Raw genomic sequence first — 21718 nt, forward strand, 5'->3', positions numbered from 1 at the left:
TCAATTCGCCGCGGACATCAGTTTGTCGCCGCACGCATGTGCGTAGAACTTGCCGCCGCATTGGCGCTTGATTGCAGCGCAGCGAGCTGCGGGCGACGCATTCCGTGGGGCCGTGAAGCCGCAACTGAGACCGTCGGCGCTGCGGCCGGACTTGCCGGCGGCGAAGGCCGCGGTCGTGGCGCCGATGCAGACGACGAGCAGGGCCACAGTGGCGATTTCGATCGGCAGTCGCGTCCGAAGTCTCATGGGACTTCTCCACACTGATGGCTGAATCTTCCGTAATCTAGCACCGAATCCCGGTTTCTCCGTGCTCGTCCGGGTACCCAATTCGGCCCGTTCCTTGCATAAATTTGCGCCAGCGCAGTGCACGACCGCATGGACGGCAGTTTCGGTGCAAGCGCAGGACGCGTAAGTTGGTAGAGTTCTTTCGACCCAGGAAGTGACGGCTTTGCAGGATTCATCGTTCCAACCCAGTTCTCCGCCCCCCGGGCAGCCCATCGACGAACTCGCGCTGGCTGAGATCAAGGGCGCGATTCTCGCGAAGCTGCGCCTCGCCATCGGCAAGGATGCCGGCATGGCGACGAAGCACGACTGGTACCAGGCCGCGGCGCTCGCGCTGCGCGACCGCATCGTGCATCGCTGGCTCACGGCCGAGAAGCACAGCTACGACACGGGGCGCAAGCGGGTCTATTATCTCTCGCTCGAATTCCTGATCGGCCGTCTCTTCACCGACGCGCTCAACAACATGGGGCTCCTCAAGATCTTCGAGGTCGCGCTCGGCGATCTCGGCGTCTCGCTGCCGGAGCTGCGCAAATGCGAGCCGGACGCCGCGCTGGGCAATGGCGGCCTGGGGCGGCTCGCCGCCTGCTTCATGGAAAGCATGGCGACGCTGTCGATTCCCGCGATCGGCTACGGCATCCGATACGATTACGGCCTGTTCCGCCAGATCATCAATCAGGGCTGGCAGCAGGAATATCCCGACGAATGGCTGGGCTTCGGCAACCCCTGGGAGTTGCAACGGCCCGAGGTGATCTACGACATCAATTTCGGCGGTGGCGTCGAGCATGTCGACGACAAGGGCCGCGACCGCGCGATCTGGCATCCCGGCGAGACCGTGCAGGCGATCGCCTATGATACGCCGATCGTCGGCTGGCGCGGCCAGCACGTCAATGCGCTCCGGCTGTGGTCGGCGCGCTCGCCCGATCCGTTGAAGCTCGACGCCTTCAACAAGGGCGACTATGTCAGCGCCAGCGCCGAGCAGGCGCGCGCGGAGGCGATCTGCAAATTCCTCTATCCGAACGACGAGAGCCCGGCGGGCCGCGAGCTGCGGCTGCGCCAGGAATATTTCTTCGTCTCGGCTTCGCTGCAGGACCTGGTGAAGCGCCATCTCGCCTCCGACGGCCAGCTGCGCAGCCTCGCCGGCAAGGTCGCGGTCCAGCTCAACGACACCCATCCGAGCCTCGCCGTCACCGAGCTGATGCGCATCCTCGTCGACCTCCACAATTTCCGCTGGGACGAGGCCTGGAAGATCACGGTCGAAACGCTCTCCTACACCAACCACACGCTGCTGCCCGAAGCGCTCGAAACCTGGCCGGTCGAGCTGTTCGAGCGGCTTTTGCCGCGGCATCTGGAGATCATCTACCGCATCAACGTGCAGCACCTGGCGCTCGCCGAAGCGCGCTGCCCCGGCGACATCGACTTCCGCGCCTCGGTCTCCCTGATCGACGAGAAGAGCGGCCGCCGGGTGCGCATGGGCCAGCTCGCCTTCGTCGGCTCGCACCGCATCAACGGCGTCTCGGCGATGCATTCCGACCTGATGCGGGAGACCGTGTTCCACGATCTCAACCATCTCTATCCCGGCCGCATCACCAACAAGACCAACGGCATCACCTTCCGCCGCTGGCTGATGCTGGCGAACCCGAAGCTGACCGACCTGTTGCGCGAGGCCTGCGGCGATGCCGTGCTCGACGATCCGACCCAGCTCTCGCTCATTGAAGCGCGCGCCAGCGACGTCGAATTCCAGAAGCGTTTCCGCAGCGTCAAGCACCACAACAAGACGGCGCTGGCGCGCCTGATCGGCGAGCGGCTCGGCATCAAGGTCGACCCGAGCGCGCTGTTCGACGTGCAGATCAAGCGCATCCACGAATACAAGCGCCAGCTGCTCAACGTCATCGAGACCGTCGCGCTGTACCAGGCGATCAAGGACGACCCCAACGGCAATTGGGTGCCGCGGGTGAAGATCTTCGCCGGCAAGGCTGCGGCGAGCTACCGCTACGCCAAACTCATCATCAAGCTGATCAACGACGTCGCCGAAGTCGTCAACAACGATCCGGCGATCGGCGGCAAGCTCAAGGTCGTCTTCCTGCCCGACTACAATGTCAGCCTCGCCGAGGTGATCATTCCCGCGGCCGACCTGTCCGAGCAGATCTCCACCGCCGGCATGGAAGCCTCCGGCACCGGCAACATGAAGCTGGCGCTGAACGGCGCCATCACCATCGGCACGCTCGACGGCGCCAATATCGAGATCCGCGACCATGTGGGACCCGAGAACATCGCGATCTTCGGCATGGAGGCCGGCGACGTGATGATCCGGCGCAAGCAGGGCCTGGACGCCTCCGACGTGATCCGCAATTCGCCGAAGCTGCAGCGCGCCATCAATGCGATCGGCGCCGGCGAGTTCTCGCCCGGCGATCCCGGCCGCTTCGAATCCATCGCGCACGCGCTGCGCTATCTCGACCATTACATGGTCAGCGCCGATTTCGATTCCTACTACGAGGCGCAACGCGCAGTCGATGCCCGGTGGCAGGTGGCGCCGGCATGGACCCGCGCCTCCATCCTCAACGTCGCGCGCATGGCGTGGTTCTCCTCGGACCGCACCATCCGCGAATATGCCGAGGAGATCTGGAACGTGCCGGTCAACCCGACCACGCCGGTGCTGCCGAACCTGCGCGACGCCGCCGGTTGATTTTCCGCGGCGTGAAATCGGCGTTACCTGCGAGGTCATTGCATCTCGCAGGGCGGATGATGATATGATTATCATCATCCCCCAGGCGGGGTCGGCACGATCGACGCCGTAACTTCAAGCGCCGTCATTGCGAGCGCAGCGAAGCAATCCAGATTCTTTCCACGGAGGCAGTCTGGATTGCTTCGCTGCGCTCGCGATGACGGCGGGGAGACACCGAGGACTCCAATGCACGCCAAGCTCCCGCATCCTTTCGACGACGCCACCCGCGTCACCGCCGGCGATTCCAGCTGGCAGGGGCACACCAGCGACGACTATTGGGCTTTCGTCGGCCCGTTCGGCGGCGCCACCGCCGCGACCATTTTGCGTGCGCTGATCGAGCATCCGCAAGCCGCCGGCGATCCGCTGGCGCTCACCGTCAATTATTGCGCGCCGATCGCCAAGGGTCCGTTCGACCTCGACGTGCGGCTGGTGAAGGCCAACCGCTCCAGCCAGCACTGGAGCGTCGAGCTCAGCCAGGGCGGCGGCGAGGTCGCAACGCTCGCGACCGCGGTGTTCGCCGAGCGGCGGCCGTCCTGGGAGCACCGGGTGGCGCAATATCCGGATGCCAAGCCATTCGAAGAAACACTGCCGTTTCCTAAGATCCAGGCCTCCTGGGCCAATCAATACGAATTCCGCTTCGTCGAGGGCGAGATGCGGATCGGGCCGCAGCAGGCCGAGCCGGCCAGCACCTATTCGAAGATCTGGATCAGCGATCGCGAGCCGCGCCAGCTCGACATGCCGTCGCTGATGTCGATGTCGGACGCCTTCTTCGGCCGCATCTTCCATGCGAGGCGCGAGCTGGTGCCGTTCGGCACGGTGTCGCTGACGACCTATTTCCACACCGACAGCGCTGAGCTCGCCGCCGAGGACATCACGCGCGTGCTCGCGACGGCCGATTCGAAGATCATGCACAAGAGCTACGCCGACCAGAATGCCGAACTCTGGTCGCCGAACGGCAGGCTGCTCGCGACGAGCACGCAGATCGCGTATTTCAAGGCGTGAGCGATCTCCACCCCTCGTCCCGTTCTTGCCGGGTTCCTAACCCGCCATTCGCTGCCTCAGGCTCTGATAAAACGCCGTCTCGAAGTTCATGTAACCGATGAACGACGTTGGATCTCCGAACGGAAGAATCTGCGTGGCCCAGAACCCGCCAAACCCGTTCTGCCGGTCGATCCAATAGAATAGATTGGCAAGGCCCGCCCAGCCGAGCGCACCGGCGGGACGCCCGGTGGGGGCTTCCTGGTCGTTGATCATGAACGAGAGCGCCCAGGACTTCGATTGGCCCGGAAAGAACTCGGCATCATTGCACAGCGACGGGATGACGCCGGTGATCGGTGTCACCTTCTTGTCTCCGAGATGATTCCTCTCCGCCATGCGCACGGTCTCCGCCTTCAACACGCGGCCATGCTCGCCGGCACCGTCGTTCAACCACATCCGGATGAAACGCATGTAGTCGCCGACCGTGCCGTAAAGGCCGTGGCCACCCATGTGCACTTCAGGCTTGGCGGGGAGCTCGAAATCCATCGGCGTCAACGAGCCGTCGGCGCCGCGCGCGTGAATCCCTGCCAGCTTGCTGCGCATGGCGTCGGTCAGCTCGAAGGTCATGCTCTCGATTCCGAGCGGCTCGAAGATGCGCGTCTTGAAAACCTCTCCAAGCCGGCGCCCGGCGATGGCCTCGACGATTTGGCCGCACCAGTCGAGATTGGTGCCGTAGTCCCAACGCTCGCCCGGATCGAACAGCAGCGGCGTCATCAGGCAGGCTTTGGAAGCGGTGATGACACTGGGCTGGCCCTTCTCCTCCGCCAGGCGGTTGTAGGTGCGGTTGATGAAGTCATAGCTGAGGCCGGCGGTATGCGTCATCAGCATCCGCGTGGTGATGTCCCGTTTAGGCGCCCGCAGCATCGGCTCACCCGCGGCATCAAATCCCTCGATGACCTGGAGCTTGCCGATATCAGGAGCATAGCGCTTGGCCGGTGCGTCGAGATCGAGCTTGCCCTCTTCGACGAGTTGCAGCACGGCCGTGCCGGTGATCGCCTTTGTCGTGGAGAAGATGGCGAAGATGCTGTCGGTCGTCATCCCGGCTGGCTGGTCGAGGCGCCTTTTCCCCGCTGCGCCTTCGTAGATGTTGCGATCGCGGTTCGTCACCATCGCGACGACGCCGGGCACACGCGGCGTGGACGTGACGACGCCGTCGAGAACGGCGTCTGCGGCGGCACCGAAATTCGTGCTCATGGTTGTCCTCCCGTTGTATTGGATGAATTCCGTCGATGCAGCGCCTCGCGAGCACTCAATTCATGGTAAAACCCTGGTAGCCGCTGGCAGCGACCTCGTCGCATTTCTGACGATAGGCGCCGACGCCCCCGCAATAGGACAGAACGCGGCGCGGTTTGCCTTCGACGTTCGAGCCCAGGTACCAGGAATTGGTCTTCGCGATCAGCGTCGCATTGGCGGTCTCATCGTGATGCGCCACCCATCCGTCTTCGGCATCCTTGGTCGGCTCCACCACGTTCAGGTTCTTCGTCCGCACGAACCTGATGCAATCGTCGATCCATTCGACCTGCTGCTGGAGACAGGTGGTCATGTTGCAGAGCGCAGCCGACGGGGCCAGCGGCACCGCGGTCGTGAACAGGTTCGGATAGCCGTAAACCTGCAGGCCCATCGTGGTGCGGATATCCTTGCTCCAATCCTCCTTCAGCGACCGCCCGCCGCGGCCCCTGATATCGATGCGCGTCAAGGCGCCGGTTCCGGCGTCGAATCCGGTCGCCAGAACGATGACGTCGAGCTCGTGGACCGTCCCGTCCGCGGTCTGGATACCCCTGGGTGTCACGCGTTCGATCGGATTGGCCTTGACGCTGACGATCTCGACATTGGGGCGATGGAAGGCCTCGAGAAAGTTCTGCTCCAGTGGCACCCGATGCGTCCCGAAACCGTAGTCGGCCGGAATCAGGGCATCGCACAGCTTTGGATCCTTCAGTCGTTCGCGCATCTTCTCGCGCACGAAGTCCGAGATTTCGGCGTTGACCTCGGCGTCGAAGAACAGCTCGGCGAAGGACGATATCCATAGCTTCAGGGAGCCGTCGTTCCAGCAATCCTCGATCACCTCCCGGCGCCGCTCCGGCGTCAGGCCGGCCCATGCGTGCTCGAAATCGTATTCGAATCCGGTGAAGGTATGCGGCAGGCGCTCCTTGAGGTGCTGGAACTTCGACTTGTAGGCCTCGGCGTCTTCCTCGCTGTACTTGGGGTTCTTCATCGGAATCATGTATTGCGGCGTCCGAACAAAGACCTTCAGATGACCGACCTCGCCGGCGATCGTCTGGATGACCTGGATGCCGGTTGCGCCGTTGCCGATAACGCCGACGCGCTTGCCGCCGAATTCGACCGGCTCCCTGGGCCAGCGCGCCGTGTGGAATAACTGCCCCTTGAACGTCTCCTGTCCCGGAAACGATACGTGGGGCGCGGAGAGCATGCCGCAGCAGGTGATCAGGAACTGGGTGTCGATCACGTCACCCCTGTCGGTCGTGACCAGCCAGCGCCGTGTGGCTTCGTTGAAATGGGCGCTCTTGACGACCGTCCCGAACTGGATGTCCTTGCGCAGATCGAGGCGGTCGGCGATGTAGTTGAGCCAGCGTTCGATTTCCGGCTGGCCGGGAAATTTCTCGCTCCAGCTCCATCCCTTGTAGAGCTCCTCGGAGAACAGATACTGGTAGATGTGGCTTTCTGAATCGAAGCGGGCGCCGGGATAGCGATTCCAATACCAGGTGCCGCCCACGCCTGCAGCCGCGTCAATCGCCCTGACCTTCAATCCCTGTTCGCGCAAACGGTAGAGCTGATAGAGCCCGGCGACGCCGGCTCCAACAACCACCGCGTCGAATTTCGCCGTTACATGCGCGCCGTTGCTTCCGTTGGATTTGGTCGCCGCTTCTGACATTTTTCCCTCCCAGGTCTTTCTCAAGCGCGCGGCCTTCCCCACCCGTCGTGTGATCGGATGATCGTGCATCGCGTCATTTGCCGGTCCTGCGATTGCCTGCGGCTCTTCACCGTTCTTCCGCACTCGCCCGGAACGCGAGGGAGGCTATGAGGCGGGCTGCGTTCCCGGCTTGAACAAAACCGACAATCCTTTGAATGAAGCCCGAACCCGGCACCGACCGCGCCCGAGCTCGCTTGGCAAATGGCAAATCCGGCCTATGCTCTGCCTTGCTGATCGGCCAACGAGAACAACAAGCAGCCGGCCATGCCAAAACTCCAGGGAGGAGGCTCGCGCGATGGGGCAGTTCATCACGGTCGAGGAGCTGCCACGCTATGCTCCCGGCGAAATGATGTTGGACAGTTCAGCGGTGGGAAAAGCCGATTTTCGGCTCCGCGTGTTCCGCTATGCGCCATCCGATATCTGGGTGCCGCCGTCCGAAAATTTTCTGATCGTGATCTATCGCGAAGGCACCACGGCGATGAACCGCCGCGTGACCGGATCCTGGAAGCAGGATCAGGTCGGCCGCGGCGTCACGACACTCCTGACGCGCGCGGAAGCTTCGAACTGGCGATGGTGCCATGACGTCGAGGTCAGCCATTTCTACATCTCGCCTGGTCTCATGGCGAAGACCGCAAGCGAGGCTTTTGACCAGGACACCGAAAATGTCGAGCTTCATGATCTGCTCAGGATCGAGGATCCAGTCCTGACCTGGATCGCTGACCAGATGGTGCAGGAGGTTTCCGCAGGAGGTCCCGGCGGCCGGCTCTGCTACGACGCCATGGCACTTCAGGCGAGCGTCCACATCCTGCGAAAATATGCCTCAGTGCAGTTCAAGATGCCCTGTGCGCAAGGGCGCTTCAGGCCGGCACATGCGCGGATGATCGAAGACTATATCGAGCAGAACATCTCCCGGAATATCACGCTCGACGAATTGGCCAACATCTGCAACTGCACGCCGGTGCAGTTCACCCGCAAGTTCCAGGTGCATTATGGCATGCGCCCGCACGCCTACGTCCTCACTCGCAAGGTGAAGCGCGCCTGCGAACATCTGCGCAAGGACCGCCTTGCACTGAAGGAGATCGCCCTGCTGAGCGGATTCTCCGACCAGAGCCATCTCAACCGGATCTTTCGCAGGCACATGAGTGCGACTCCCGCAGAATATCGCAAGCAATGCACAGGCTAGCCAGACCCGTCATCCCTGGGGCCGCCGAAGAAACGGCTACCCCGGGGTGACGGCGAGACATTGAAACCAGGCAGCCTGACGATGCTCACGCCGCAAAAGCAAAGGGCGGCTGATCAAGCCGCCCTTTCTCCTCAGTCACGTCCTGCGAAACCTTACTCCGCCGCGAGCTTCACGTCCGGCGCGGCGGCGCGCACTTCGGCGTCGACCTGGGCTTCGAACTTGGCGAAGTTCTTCTGGAACATGCCGACCAGCGCGCGCGCGGTCTTGTCGAACTCGTCCTTGTCCTTCCAGGTGTTGACCGGGTTGAGGATTTCGCTCGGCACGCCCGGCAGCGCGGTCGGCACCGCGAAGCCGAAATATTTGTCGGTGCGGAATTCGACGTTGCGCAAGGAGCCGTCGAGCGCGGCCGTGAGCAGCGCGCGCGTCACCTTGATCGGCATGCGCGAGCCGACTCCGTACTTGCCGCCTGTCCAGCCGGTGTTGACCAGCCAGCAATCGACATTGTGCTGGGCGATGAGGTCGCGCAGCATGTTGCCGTAGACGCTGGGGTCGAGCGGCAGGAAGGGCGAACCGAAGCAGGTGGAGAATTCCGGCTGCGGCTCGTTGCCGAGACCGCGCTCGGTGCCGGCGACCTTGGCGGTGTAGCCGGACAGGAAGTGGTACATCGCCTGCGCCGGCGACAGCTTCGCGATCGGCGGCAGCACGCCGAAGGCGTCGGCGGCGAGCATCACGACGTTCTTCGGCTGCGGCGCACGGCCGGTGCGCGAGGCGTTCGGGATGAAGTCGAGCGGGTACGCAGAACGCGTGTTCTCGGTCTTGGAGCCGTCGTCGAAATCGACCACGCGGGTGTCTTCGTCGAGCACGCAGTTCTCGAGCACCGCGCCGAAGCGCGTCGAAGCCGCAAAGATCTCGGGCTCGGCCTCCTTCGAGAGCTTGATGCACTTGGCATAGCAGCCGCCCTCGAAATTGAAGACGCCGTTCGGGCCCCAGCCGTGCTCGTCGTCGCCGATCAGCGTGCGGTTGGGATCGGCCGACAGCGTGGTCTTGCCGGTGCCCGACAGGCCGAAGAAGATCGCGGTGTCGCCCTTGGCGCCGACATTGGCCGAGCAGTGCATCGGCATCACGCCGCGCTCGGGCAGATAGTAGTTCAGCGTGGTGAAGACCGACTTCTTCATCTCGCCGGCATAATAAGACCCGCCGATCAGGACGATCTTGCGGGCGAAATCGATCGCGACCACGTTCTCCGAGCGCACGCCGTGGCGTTTAGGATCGGCGCGGAAGCTCGGCATGTCGATGATGGTGAGCTCCGGCACGAAGGTCGACAGCTCGATCGCTTCGGGGCGAATCAGGAGCGTGCGGATGAACAGCGAGTGCCAGGCGAGCTCGGTGAAGACGCGGGTCTTGATCCGGTAGGCCGGATCGGCGCCACCATAGAGGTCCTGCGCGAACAGCTTCTTGCCTTCGGCGTGCTTGAGGAAGTCCTGATAGAGCGTCTCGAACTGCTCGGCGGTGATCGACTGGTTGCCGGCCCACCACATCTTCTTGTCGGTGGTGGCGTCGCGGACCGTGAACTTGTCCTTCGGGCTGCGTCCGGTGAACTCGCCCGTGTCGGCGCAGAGGGCGCCGTCGGCGGACAGCACCGCCTCACCCGCTGCCAGCGAGTACTGGTAGAGTTGCGGCGCACCGAGGTTCCAGTGAACCTGCTTGAGATTCTTTAAGCCGAATTTGTCGGCGCCGAAGGCACCGTTGCGCACGCCCGTCTCTTGCACGAAAAAATCCTCCTAGAACCCGCGACATCAAGCGCGACCAAGTTTGGCGCCATCGCGGTCACCGTGATTAATGGGCCATTCGGCCTCGGCTGAACGACCTAATAACTGATGAACGCTGGCGTTGCCAAGCTGATCCCGCAGGATTTGGTTTATTCAAGGACCGCGCCAAACATCGCGCATGTCAGCTCTGAATGCGCGTATCGAAAAAACGGGAATGATCGCGCAACCAAATGGGTATTTGCGCGTTATGTCAGGTTATTGCGATGCACAATCCCTGCCGCGCCCCCTATCTGACTTCACCCTCGCCGATCAGTGCGAACGCCCCCCACATCGCGGGATAGGCGTTGCGCGCCGATGAGGCATCGTCGAGATAGGTTAACATCGCGCGGCGCAAGGCTTCGGCACGACCGATCTTCGGTTCGTTCTTGAGCAGCTCGAACGTCGAAATGGTCAGGCGGGTGGCAGCTTCCGAATCCACGGCCCAATGCGACACCAGCAGCGCGCGGGCACCTGCGTAGAAGAACGAGCGCGCCAGGCCCGACAGCGCCTCGGCACCGGGCTTGTCCCCGGCGATGGTGTTGCAGGCGGACAGCACCACCCAATCGGCGTTGAGCTTGAGCTGTGCCACTTCGCTCGCGGTCAGGAGACCGTCGTCGAGCTCCGATGGTTGATCCGGCATGGAGAGAGCGAGCGAGGGCTCACCCAGTCCCTTGACGTCGCCGGCAACGAGACCGTGGGTGGCAAAGTAGATGATGCCGTATTGGGCAAGCGCTGCACGCTTGACCGTCGTTTCGCTGGCATCGCGGCCGAGATGGATATCGGCCTCGGCGGCGCCGACATCTCTTGCCACCGCGTTCAGCTCGTCGGCGGTATCGGGCAGCTGCGGCAGCGCCTGGGCCAGCCGCGCGCGATCGACGCCGGCGCCGCGCCAGAAATCGGCATAGGCGATCGTCGCGATGCTGCGCGCGGCGATCTTGCCGCTCGCGGCGCGCCGGTCGGCAGGACCTTCGGCCGCAGGGTTGAATACCGGATCGCCGAAACCGGTCATCGGCTTGACGCCGTGATCCCTGCGGGCGAAGGCGCGCAACGATTTCAGACTGATCACCGACGGCAGCACCGAGACCGCCTGACGCCGCAACAGCCAGGCCGCCTTGCGATAGCCCTCGAGCCGATCCGGGATCGCAGCTTGCGGCGTCTCCGTGACCAGCAGATGAAACGGCAATGCGGTCAGCGCTGCGGACGGCACGACCAGCAGGTTGCGCTTGTCCTTCGTCATCGCCTCGACCGGGCCGAGCAGCGCGACATAGAGCTCGTTCGCGAGCGCAAGGTCGAACAAGCCGGATTTGCCGGAGGCATCGTGCGCCTTGCCGACGTCCAGGCCCTTGCGGAAGGCGGCCACCTTCCGCGCCAGCGCATCCGCTCCGAGAGAAATCTCCTTCCAGTCGACGCCCTCGCGCGTGATCGCGACGACATAGCTCTGCTTGTCGACCACCGAATAGATCACCATCGCCTCGTCGGCCGAGAGCAGCGACTGGATATCCTTCACGGCCAGTGGCAGCGGGTTGGAGAGCGAGGCATAGTCGGGAAACTCGACGGCAAGCGTCTTCTGCAATCCATTGCGCGCGCTCGCGATCGCCGCGATGCGCGCGCGGCTGCGTTGCTCGGCCGCGACGTCGCGCTGGGCGGACGGCTTCGACACCGCAGCGACGATCGCCTTGTCGAGCGCTTCGGACTCGGCCGCGAGGTCCTGGTCCTTGCGCACGAGCTCGGCGAGCCGGTCGCTGCCGGCGGCAAGCCGCACCGCGAGCTTGTTCACGGCAGAGGCGGCGGAAGATTGCGTGCCGCGCTGGACCGCCGCGAGCGCGTCATCGAGCGCCTTGTCGCTCGCCAGCAGCGATTGTTGCCACGCCGCGAACAGGACCGGCAGCACGACACGCAGCTGCGCGCGATTGGCCGCGAGCGTCTTCTGCGCGAACGGCAAAGCGTCGGCAGTGCGCCCGGTCGCCTGAAGGAAATGGGCGAGATTGCCCGTCGAGGTCGCGACATCGGGATGATCAGGTCTGAGAGCACGCTCGCGGATCGACAGCGCGCGGCGATAGAGCGGCTCGGCCTCGGCGTAGCGCTTCTGGTGCTCGTAGAGCCCGGCAAGATTGTTCAGCGAGCGCGCCACGTCCGGATGGTCAGGACCCAGCACCTTTTCGCGGATCGCGAGCGAGCGCTTGATCGGCGCCTCGGCATCCGCATCGCGATCGAGGTCGCGATCGACCTGGCCGATGTTGTTCAGGACGGTGGCGACCGCGGGATGCTCGGGTCCGGCGGCTTTCTGATAGATCGCGAGCGCACGCCGGAACAACGGCTCGGCGTCGGCGAAGCGCTCCTGCTTCACGTAGAGCGTTGCGAGATTGTTCAGGGCTCGGCCGACATCGGGATGCTCGCGCGACAGGCTCTTTTCGCTGACGGCGAGCGCGCGCTTGAACAGCGGCTCGGCTTCAGCGAAGCGGCCTTGCCGCTGATAGAGCGCGGCGAGATTGTTCAGCTCGGGCGCGATCAAGACAGTGTCGAGGCCGAGCGCCTTTTCCATCAGGGCGACCGCGCGCTTGTAGAGCGGCTCGGCCAGATCGTCGCGCCCCTGACCGGCATGGACCTGACCGAGATTGTTCAGCGCAGCGGAGAGCTCGCGACCGTGGTCGCTCTTTTCGAGACTTGCAACCATCGCCTGCGCCAGAGGCAGCGCTTCCGAATATCTGCCGGCGCTCACGAGCGCGTTGATCCGCGCGCTCTCCGCGGCGAGACCCTTCTGGGCGAGGCTGGACGTCGGCAGCGCCGCGATCGCGAGCGCCACACCCGCGATCAGCATCAAACGACGGCGTTTCATGAACCCTCTCGCTGCGAGCCGTAAGACATCACGGCCTTGGGTCGCAGCGACGGGCGGCGGCGTTCAAAGCGCTGCGCTCTGGTCCATCTTCTTGCGTGCTTCGCCAGCGAGGCGGACCAGCATCTTGCGCAGCGCCGCGCCGTCGGTCACCCGCTCCGGAAAGTCCAGCCGTAGCACGGTCTGGCCGTCCTGCATGTCGAGGCCTTCCGGATCGCAGCCGGTGCAGCGCCACTCGCCCTCGGCCGCGCCCAGCAGCTTCGTCGCATAGAGGCCCATAGTCTCGCGATGGTCGGCATTCATGTGCTCGACGGCGCCCTCTTCCGCCGCCAGCAGATCCTCGGCGCCGGTGAGGTCCGTGAGGAACTGCCGGGGCTCGAGATCGACGATCCGGCCGAAGCCGGCGACCAGATGGGTCCCCGTGGGCCGGATCCGGAAAAAGGAAAAATCCTTAAACGATACAAAGCCCTCTGCTGAGGGATGGGCATTGAGATACCGCCGCTGGAGAAGATCCTTCTCGGCGTCGGCCTGCTCCGCCCGGCCGGACAGCATGATCCGGGCGCCTTCGAGGGGATCGCCGGCGGCGCGTTCATCCAGCATCAGGGAGACCCGGCTGTCCGCCAGGATGTTCCTGGTGTGCACGGCGAGGCGCGAGATCAGCAGGATCGGCGAGCCATCGGGATGGCTGGCCAGATTGACCAGGGAACAATAGGGATCGCCGCTGCCGGCCATCAGGGTCGCCAGCGCCCCCTGCCGCGACCGTCGCAGCAGCGATCTGGCGAGCTTACCGGGGTCGAAATCGGAGGTCGGTTGCATCGGCTTTCTCAGGTCAGGTGGTTGCATGGAGGGCCATTTTTCGGGTAAACCGGGGCCCGGTTATGGGTCGAGACGCGGCGAATCTGCCGTGTTTCGTGGAACTTGGTCACACTTCAGCCTAGCTTGCATTGCTCGGTGACAAGGTTCGAACGCCACTTCGGCACCCATGTATGCGGCGCATCACTGGATTGCTCGCCGTTTCAAGCCACGACCCAAACGGAAAGCAGAAAGCAGAGGCTCATGCCCACAATCGCTTTGGTCGACGACGACCGCAACATTCTCACATCCGTCTCGATCGCGCTGGAAGCCGAAGGCTACCGCATCATGACCTACACCGACGGCGCCTCCGCGCTCGACGGTTTCCGCACCACCCAGCCCGATCTCGCGATCCTCGACATCAAGATGCCGCGCATGGACGGCATGGAAACGCTTCGGCGCCTGCGGCAGAAATCCGACCTGCCCGTGATCTTCCTGACGTCCAAGGACGAGGAGATCGACGAGCTGTTCGGCCTCAAGATGGGCGCCGACGACTTCATCCGCAAACCGTTCTCGCAGCGGCTTCTGGTCGAGCGCGTCAAAGCGGTGCTGCGCCGCTCGGCGCCGAAGGACCCGACCGTCGCGCCGAAGGAGAACGACGCCAAGGCGCTCGACCGCGGCCTTTTGCGCATGGATCCGGAGCGGCACACCTGCACCTGGAAGAACGAGCCGGTGACGCTGACCGTCACCGAATTCCTGATCCTCCAGGCGCTGGCGACCCGGCCAGGCGTGGTGAAGAGCCGCAACGCGCTGATGGACGCCGCCTATGACGACCAGGTCTATGTCGACGACCGCACCATCGACAGCCACATCAAGCGGCTGCGCAAGAAGTTCAAGGTGGTCGACAACGAATTCGAGATGATCGAGACGCTCTACGGCGTCGGCTACCGTTTCAAGGAAGCCTGAGGCTCGCACGGCTTCACGGAAGACAGAGAGCATCGCCGCTTCTGATTCCATCGGAAACGGGATCGCTCTAGGATGCGGGGACCTTTTCGACGAAATGTCCTAACGCGGGCGTAAGCATTGCTTGACCGAACGCAGCCTGATCCAAACCAGAGCGCCCAGGATGTCGCATCCGGCGGCGTTCAGGAGCACGTTGCGGAAGACAAGCCGCAGGGCTGGCGACCGCTGAACTGGCTGAAGCGCGCCGGGCAGTTCTTCTTCGCGCTGTCCTTCTCGAGCCTGACCCGACGCATCGTCTCGCTCAACCTCGCCGGCCTCGTCGCGCTGGTGGCGAGCATCCTGTACCTGTCGCAATTCCGCGCCGGCCTGATCGACGCGCGGGCGCAGAGCCTCCTGGTGCAGGCCGAGATCATCGCCGGCGCAATCGCGGCCTCCGCGACCGTGCAGACCAACGCCATCACCATCGATCCCGACAGGCTGCTCGACCTCAAGCCGGGCGAGACCTATGGCGGTCCGGACGAATATTCGCCGCTCGACTTCCCGATCAATCCGGAGCGGGTGGCGCCGGTGCTGCGCACCCTGATCTCGCCGACCAAGACGCGCGCCCGCATCTACGATCCGAACGGCAGCCTGCTGCTCGACAGCCGCAACCTCGAAAACGTGCTGCGCTTCGACCTGCCGCCGCCGGCCGAGAAGCCGGGCTTCGTCGAGCGCGGCATGGTCGCGGTGCGCACCTGGCTGAACCGCGGCGACCTGCCGCTCTATCGCGAGCTCGGGCCCGAGAACGGCAACGGCTATGCGGAAGTGGGCGACGCGCTTCAGGGCCAGAAGCGATCGATGGTGCGGGTCAATGCACGCGGCGAGGTGATCGTCTCGGTCGCGGTCCCCGTGCTGCGCTCGCGCGCGATCCATGGCGCGCTGATGCTGTCGACCCAGGGCGACGACATCGACCAGATGGTCACCGCCGAGCGCCTCGCCATCCTGAAGGTCGGCGGCGTCGCCGCCGCCGTCATGATCATGCTGTCGCTCTTGCTCGCGAGCACGATCGCGGGGCCCGTCCGCCGGCTCGCCGACAGCGCCGAGCGCGTCCGCCGCCGCATCAAGGCCCGCATCGAGATTCCCGATTTCACGCGCCGCCGCGACGAGATCGGCCATCTCTCCGGCGCGCTGCGCGACATGACCAGCGCGCTGTACAGCCGCATCGAGGCGATCGAGATGTTCGCCGCTGACGTCGCCCATGAACTGAAGAACCCGCTGACCTCGCTGCGCTCGGCGGTCGAGACGCTGCCGCTGGCGCGCAACGAGACCAGCCGCGCGCGCCTGCTCGAGGTGATCGAGCACGACGTCAAGCGGCTCGACCGGCTGATCTCCGACATCTCCGACGCCAGCCGGCTCGATGCCGAGCTGCAGCGCCAGGATGCGATCCCGGTCGATTTGCGCCGCCTGCTGACGACGCTCGTGTCGGTCGCCAATGAGACCAAGCTCGGCCACGACGTTGCGGTCGAAACGCGCTTCGAGGGCCGCAGCCCGACCGACACCTTCGCCGTCAGCGGCCATGATTCGCGGCTCGGACAGGTGGTCTCCAACCTGCTCTCCAACGCGCAATCATTCTCCGAAGCCGGCAGCAAGGTGCGCCTCACCTGCCGCCGCGTGCGCGGCGAGATCGAGATCGTGGTCGACGACGACGGCCCCGGCATTCGCGACGACGCGCTGGAGCGCATCTTCGAGCGCTTCTACACCGACCGTCCGCATCAGGGTTTTGGCCAGAACTCCGGCCTCGGCCTGTCGATCTCCAAGCAGATCGTCGACGCCCATGGCGGACGCATCTGGGCGGAGAACCGCCCCGGCCCGCTGGATGCCGAGGGCGAGCCGACGGTTGCCGGCGCGCGCTTCGTGGTGCGGCTGCCGGCCCTATGAGCGACGGCGGGCCCAGCGTTCACGCCTCCGCCGTCAAGGTCGGAACTTTTGCGGTGCTGATCCGTGGCCCGTCGGGCTCCGGCAAGTCCCGCCTTGCCTTTGATTTGATCATGGCAGGCCGCGCCGGCGTGGTCGAAAGGGCGGTCCTGGTCGGTGATGACCGTGTCCATCTGGCGACAGTCGGCCATGAAATTGAGGCCCGTCCCGCCCCCGTCCTGGCCGGCCTGATCGAGATCCGGGGCCTCGGAATCCGCCGCTGCGACTTCGTGGAGCATGCGACCGTCGGTCTCGTGGTCGATCTGGACGCGGCGGATGCGGAGCGCTTGCCGGCGCCCGAAGCCCAGAAAACAAGCATCTTTGGTGTCGAAATACCGCGAATCCCCGTCGGTCGCGGCTATTCACCCCTCCCCCTGGTTGTTGCCGCGTTGACCACTACCAAGAGTTCATCTTCCGTTAACCCTTCCGGCGATTGTTTGAAGGGAAATGGTAACCATATGAACCCCACTATCGCGACCGAGTAGACCGGCGAAGCTCCCCTTATCCATCCGTCTAGATTCAGGGAGATACGCAACATCCCCTCTTGCGCGGGGGCTCTGGATGGTCAAAGTGGCGCGTTCGTGCGGTGCACCAAAAGCGCCCGCGAGGAGTTTTCCGATGATTGGTCTAGTACTTGTGACCCACGGGCGCCTTGCCGACGAATTCAAGGCAGCGCTTGAGCATGTCATGGGTCCACAAAAGCAAATCGAAGCGATCACGATCGGCGCCGAAGATGATTCCGATCTCTGCCGAAGCGACATCATCGAGGCGGTCAACCGCGTCGATTCCGGCGACGGCGTTGCGATCCTCACCGACATGTTCGGCGGCACGCCGTCGAACCTCGCAATATCCTGCATGAGCCGGCCCAAGGTCGAAGTGCTCGCGGGCATCAACCTGCCCATGCTGGTGAAGCTCGCCAAGGTGCGCGAGGAGCGGTCGCTGCCCGACGCGATCGCGATGGCCCAGGAAGCGGGCCGCAAATACGTCACCATCGCCAGCCGCGTGCTCGCCGGCAAATGAGCGACGATGCGCCACAAGCGGGGGCAGGCGTGCCCGCGGGCGCGATCTCCAAGGACCTTCTGATCGTCAACAAGCGCGGCCTGCATGCCCGCGCCTCCGCGAAATTCGTCCAGCTGGTCGAGCGCTTCGACGCGCAGGTGTGGGTGACGCGCGGCGGCGAGACCGTCGGCGGCACCTCGATCATGGGCCTGATGATGCTCGCGGCAGGGCCGGGCACGACGATCACGGTTGCGGCGGCGGGTGCCGACGCCGAAGCCGCGCTCGCGGCGATCACCGAGCTCGTCGAGAGCAAGTTCAACGAGGAAGGGGTCTGACCTCTCACGCCGCGCTCAACTGCGCTCCCTCGCCCCGTTCTTGCGGGCAGAGGTGAAGCGAACTCACTTCGCAGGCGGCGCGATGTAGACGTTCCAGCTCATCGACGGGCCCGCCCTGCCATGGGTGAAGCGGCGCGTCGTCATCACGATGCGCTCGGCATTCGGCGCGGTCTCCGACACCCATTTCTCGAAGGCGGGCAAGCGGCCGTCGGTCGGATCGAACACGCCGATGAAACCGTATCTCCTGGCATCGTCGCGCGAGGTCAGCCCGGAATCCCAGGCCTCCAACGGCAGCAATGCGGCCGGATGATCCGGGCTGTAGAACACCATCGGCTGGATCGACTCCATGGTGCCGGCGACGACGGCCCAGCGCGAGGCGAAGCGCGCGTGCCAGGCCTGGGTCAGCTCGCGCGCCAGCTCCGAGCGCGCGCCATAGGTCGACGTATTGCCGGCGTTGGCCGCCATCTCGCGCGTGGCGATCCAGGGCGAAGCGGCGAGCGTCGCGACGCTGAGCACCAGCCAGATCGCGGCGATGTTGAACAGTGACGCGCGCTGCACGCGCAGCGTCGGGATCGCGACCAGCGCGAGCGGAACCAGGAAGAACAGCGAGATGCCCCAATCGGTCTTCATGTAGATGCTGAAGACCAGCGCGCCGAGCGGCGGCCCGAAGGCGACGACGATCTGGATGATCCAGACGTTCAGCGCCTGCGAGAGATTGACGCCGGAATTGCCGCCGCGCGCCCAGGCACGCGTGACGATGCGCGAGGGGGCGCGCAGCAGCAACTTGATCCAAGGCGGCACCAGCGCCATGGCCAAGGCCGCGAGCGCCACCGGCAATGCCAGCAGCCCCAGATTATGCAGCGCATAGCCGGCGACGAGCTGATGCACCTGACTGCTGTCCTGGAGGCTGTAGGTGTCGCCGGCATAGGTCAGCGCCACGAAATGCGCCTCCGCCAGCCAGACGATGTGCGGGATCATCGCCGCGACCATCGTCGCGATCGCCACCCATGGCGCGGGCGACGACAGGAATCGCAACCGGTCGGGATGGATCAGCGCGCCGGCCAGCCCGAGCAGGACTCCGGATTGCCAGCTGCGTTTCTCGAAGGCGTTGAGATAAGCGAGCACCAGGAGCGGCAGCGTGACGAGCTGGAGCAGGTCCGGGTTGTACTTGAAGCCCTTGAAATTGAAGATCGGGTAGAGCGCGATCATCACCACGACGAGGAAAGCGCGCCGCGCATCCACGACGCGCAAGCTCAGCAGCCAGCAGATCACCATGCCGACGCTCACCGTCGTCATCGCGAGCGCGTAGGTCGCCCAGTCCGCCGCCGGGAACGCCTTGAACCAGAGGCCCGCCACCCAGCCCGACAGCGGCGGATGCTTGCCATAGCCCCAGAGGAATTTCTGGCCCCAGCCATAGGCTTCTGCGACGTCCATGTGAACGTCCTGCGCCGCCTTGAGATTGATCAGGATGAAGGTCCAGAGCACGGCATGCAGGATGGCGAGCTGGATCACCAGCCAGGGCCGCGCCTCGGGGCGCACCGCGCAGGCAACCAGCCAAGCCCGGAAGCGGTCGTAACTCAAGCGGGTCTTCGCCCGCGCTCTGGCGGATGGGATCGAAGTGGTCGACATGGGCCTGGACATGGGCGGTTGCGTAGCGCGTTTTGGTCCGTCTTGGAATCAGCTTGGCGTGAAGAAAGGCCCTGAAAATACAGCAATATGGTTGCCGCACGGGGATGTGAGTGGTATCCCGCGCCCATGACGACCGTCCCCATTTCCAACATCCGCAATTTCTCCATCGTCGCCCATATCGACCATGGCAAATCGACGCTGGCCGACCGCCTGATCCAGATGACGGGCGGCCTCTCCGACCGCGAGATGGCGGGCAAGGAGCAGGTGCTCGATTCCATGGACATCGAGCGCGAGCGGGGCATCACCATCAAGGCCCAGACGGTGCGTCTCTCGTACCGCGCCAAGGACGGCAAGGATTACATTTTCAACCTGATGGACACGCCTGGCCATGTCGACTTCGCCTACGAAGTGTCGCGGTCGCTGGCGGCCTGCGAGGGTTCCCTGCTGGTGGTCGACGCCAGCCAGGGCGTCGAGGCGCAGACGCTCGCCAACGTGTACCAGGCGCTCGACAACAATCACGAGATCGTTCCGGTCCTGAACAAGGTCGACCTGCCCGCCGCCGAGCCCGAGAAGGTCAAGCAGCAGATCGAGGATGTCATCGGCATCGACGCCTCCGACGCGGTGATGATCTCGGCCAAGACCGGCCTCGGCGTCCCCGACGTGCTGGAAGCGATCGTCACCCGCCTGCCGCCGCCGAAGGGCGACCGCGATGCGACCCTGAAGGCGCTGCTGGTCGACAGCTGGTATGACGTCTATCTCGGCGTCGTCGTTCTCATTCGCGTCGTCGACGGCGTCATGAAGAAGGGCCAGCGCGTGCGCATGATGGGCACGGGCGCCGCCTATGACGTCGAGCGCGTCGGCTTCTTCACGCCGAAGATGCAACAGGTCGACGAGCTCGGCCCCGGCGAGATCGGCTTCATCACCGCCGCGATCAAGGAAGTCGCCGACACCCGCGTCGGCGACACCATCACCGACGACAGGAAGCCTGTCACGGAAATGCTGCCGGGCTTCAAGCCGGCGATCCCCGTGGTGTTCTGCGGCCTGTTCCCGGTCGATGCCGACGATTTCGAAACGCTGCGCGCCGCCATGGGCAAGCTGCGGCTCAACGACGCCAGCTTCTCCTTCGAGATGGAAACCTCCGCCGCGCTCGGCTTCGGCTTCCGCTGCGGCTTCCTCGGCCTGTTGCACCTCGAGATCATCCAGGAGCGACTGTCGCGCGAATTCGACCTGAACCTGATCGCGACCGCGCCGAGCGTCATCTACAAGATGAAGCTCACCGACGGCAGCGAGCTCGAGATCCACAATCCGGTCGACATGCCCGACGTGGTCAAGATCGCCGAGATCCAGGAGCCCTGGATCGAGGCCACGATCATGACGCCGGACGAATATCTCGGCAGCGTGCTCAAGCTCTGCCAGGACCGTCGCGGTTCGCAGAAGGAGCTCACCTATGTCGGCTCCCGCGCGATGGTGAAATACGACCTGCCGCTCAACGAGGTCGTGTTCGACTTCTATGACCGGCTGAAGTCGGTCTCCAAGGGCTACGCCTCGTTCGACTATCATCTGACCGACTACAAGCCGGCCGATCTCGTCAAGATGCAGATCCTGGTCAATGCCGAGCCGGTCGACGCGCTCTCGATGCTGGTCCACCGCACCCGCGCGGAAGGCCGCGGCCGCGCCATGGTCGAGAAGATGAAGGAGCTGATCCCGCCGCACATGTTCCAGATCCCGATCCAGGCGGCGATCGGCGGCAAGGTGATCGCCCGCGAGACGGTGCGCGCGCTGCGCAAGGACGTCACCGCAAAATGCTACGGCGGCGACATCACGCGCAAACGCAAGCTTCTGGAGAAGCAGAAGGAAGGCAAGAAGAAGATGCGGCAGTTCGGCAAGGTCGACATTCCGCAGGAAGCTTTCATCGCTGCGCTGAAGGTGGATAGCTGAGCAAGCGCTCACGCTTTCACAGACGCATCAGCCGCCGTCATGCCCCGACCATTCGGATCGGGCAAAGCAAAAATCCCGAAAACAACCCCATGCACAGTAGACGGGGCCTTGCTGGGATTGAGCTTTTTCGAAAATTCTGTTTTTACGAATACTGTTTGACTCGTCGGGCAAACCAGGCGCATGATGCCACCATGGCCCCCGTCGCGTCACATCTCCCGCCGAGCCGGCCTGTCGGACTCCACCGCCGTCAGAGGGACGATCGCCAAGGCGGAGGAGGCGCGAACTCATCGCGTTCATGAATTCGCGCCCGCCGC

General features: G+C 64.3%; 16 protein-coding genes. 9 read left to right on the top strand and 7 right to left on the bottom strand.

Features of this window, described 5'->3' with window-relative positions:
* A complete protein-coding gene (locus AX729_RS10920; protein ID WP_061022808.1) occupies positions 1-246 on the bottom strand; it encodes a hypothetical protein in 246 nt (81 codons plus the stop codon).
* A gap of 202 nt (positions 247-448) precedes the next feature.
* Between AX729_RS10920 and AX729_RS10925 the strand changes: the two genes are divergently transcribed.
* On the top strand, positions 449-2965 hold the full coding sequence (locus tag AX729_RS10925; RefSeq protein ID WP_061022811.1) for a glycogen/starch/alpha-glucan phosphorylase: 2517 nt from the start codon (positions 449-451) through the stop codon (positions 2963-2965).
* A 225-nt stretch (positions 2966-3190) separates the two neighbouring features.
* Positions 3191-4006, top strand: a complete 816-nt coding sequence (locus AX729_RS10930; RefSeq protein ID WP_061022813.1) for an acyl-CoA thioesterase — start codon at positions 3191-3193, stop codon at positions 4004-4006.
* A 36-nt stretch (positions 4007-4042) separates the two neighbouring features.
* Here AX729_RS10930 and acmB read toward each other — a convergent pair whose 3' ends face one another.
* Together acmB and AX729_RS10940 are read right to left on the bottom strand one after the other, a co-directional pair.
* The gene (gene acmB, locus AX729_RS10935; protein ID WP_061022815.1) at positions 4043-5236 is read right to left on the bottom strand and encodes a methyl acetate hydrolase AcmB; all 1194 of its coding nucleotides are present in this window, start codon (positions 5234-5236) and stop codon (positions 4043-4045) included.
* A gap of 55 nt (positions 5237-5291) precedes the next feature.
* Positions 5292-6932, bottom strand: a complete 1641-nt coding sequence (locus AX729_RS10940; RefSeq protein WP_061022900.1) for a flavin-containing monooxygenase — start codon at positions 6930-6932, stop codon at positions 5292-5294.
* Between the two features lie 334 nt (positions 6933-7266).
* On the opposite strand from AX729_RS10940, the gene AX729_RS10945 reads away from it, so the two are divergent.
* Complete coding sequence (locus AX729_RS10945) at positions 7267-8154, top strand: helix-turn-helix domain-containing protein (protein ID WP_061022816.1); 888 nt, start codon at positions 7267-7269, stop codon at positions 8152-8154.
* 152 nt (positions 8155-8306) lie between these two features.
* Here AX729_RS10945 and AX729_RS10950 read toward each other — a convergent pair whose 3' ends face one another.
* The 3 genes from AX729_RS10950 to AX729_RS10960 form a co-directional block, all read right to left on the bottom strand.
* Entirely contained in the window at positions 8307-9923 is a 1617-nt protein-coding gene (locus AX729_RS10950; RefSeq protein ID WP_061022818.1) for a phosphoenolpyruvate carboxykinase, read from the bottom strand.
* 286 nt (positions 9924-10209) lie between these two features.
* The gene (locus tag AX729_RS10955) at positions 10210-12798 is read right to left on the bottom strand and encodes a CHAT domain-containing tetratricopeptide repeat protein (RefSeq protein WP_061022820.1); all 2589 of its coding nucleotides are present in this window, start codon (positions 12796-12798) and stop codon (positions 10210-10212) included.
* A 63-nt stretch (positions 12799-12861) separates the two neighbouring features.
* Complete coding sequence (locus AX729_RS10960; RefSeq protein ID WP_061022822.1) at positions 12862-13611, bottom strand: HugZ family pyridoxamine 5'-phosphate oxidase; 750 nt, start codon at positions 13609-13611, stop codon at positions 12862-12864.
* Between the two features lie 240 nt (positions 13612-13851).
* On the opposite strand from AX729_RS10960, the gene AX729_RS10965 reads away from it, so the two are divergent.
* The 5 genes from AX729_RS10965 (at position 13852) to AX729_RS10985 (ending at position 17837) form a co-directional block, all read left to right on the top strand.
* A complete protein-coding gene (locus tag AX729_RS10965) occupies positions 13852-14553 on the top strand; it encodes a response regulator transcription factor (protein WP_008542552.1) in 702 nt (233 codons plus the stop codon).
* A 117-nt stretch (positions 14554-14670) separates the two neighbouring features.
* Positions 14671-16467, top strand: a complete 1797-nt coding sequence (locus AX729_RS10970; RefSeq protein WP_061022824.1) for a sensor histidine kinase — start codon at positions 14671-14673, stop codon at positions 16465-16467.
* Positions 16464-16988 (top strand): HPr kinase/phosphorylase, encoded by a 525-nt coding sequence (locus AX729_RS10975; protein WP_061022826.1) that lies wholly within the window; start codon positions 16464-16466, stop codon positions 16986-16988. Before AX729_RS10970 ends, AX729_RS10975 begins: the two co-directional genes overlap by 4 nt.
* A 133-nt stretch (positions 16989-17121) precedes the next feature.
* Positions 17122-17523 (top strand): PTS sugar transporter subunit IIA, encoded by a 402-nt coding sequence (locus AX729_RS10980; protein ID WP_024339151.1) that lies wholly within the window; start codon positions 17122-17124, stop codon positions 17521-17523.
* A complete protein-coding gene (locus AX729_RS10985) occupies positions 17520-17837 on the top strand; it encodes an HPr family phosphocarrier protein (RefSeq protein ID WP_061022828.1) in 318 nt (105 codons plus the stop codon). The genes AX729_RS10980 and AX729_RS10985 overlap by 4 nt, the downstream gene beginning before the upstream one ends.
* Positions 17838-17900: 63 nt before the next feature.
* Here AX729_RS10985 and AX729_RS10990 read toward each other — a convergent pair whose 3' ends face one another.
* Positions 17901-19466, bottom strand: coding sequence for a glycosyltransferase family 39 protein (locus AX729_RS10990; RefSeq protein WP_061022902.1), 1566 nt, complete (start codon positions 19464-19466; stop codon positions 17901-17903).
* Positions 19467-19592: 126 nt separating this feature from the next.
* Between AX729_RS10990 and lepA the strand changes: the two genes are divergently transcribed.
* On the top strand, positions 19593-21404 hold the full coding sequence (lepA, locus tag AX729_RS10995) for a translation elongation factor 4 (protein ID WP_061022830.1): 1812 nt from the start codon (positions 19593-19595) through the stop codon (positions 21402-21404).
* The last annotated feature ends 314 nt before the right edge of the window (positions 21405-21718 follow it).

The sequence above is a fragment of the Bradyrhizobium sp. CCH5-F6 genome (assembly GCF_001556045.1).
Taxonomy (GTDB): Bacteria; Pseudomonadota; Alphaproteobacteria; order Rhizobiales; family Xanthobacteraceae; genus Bradyrhizobium.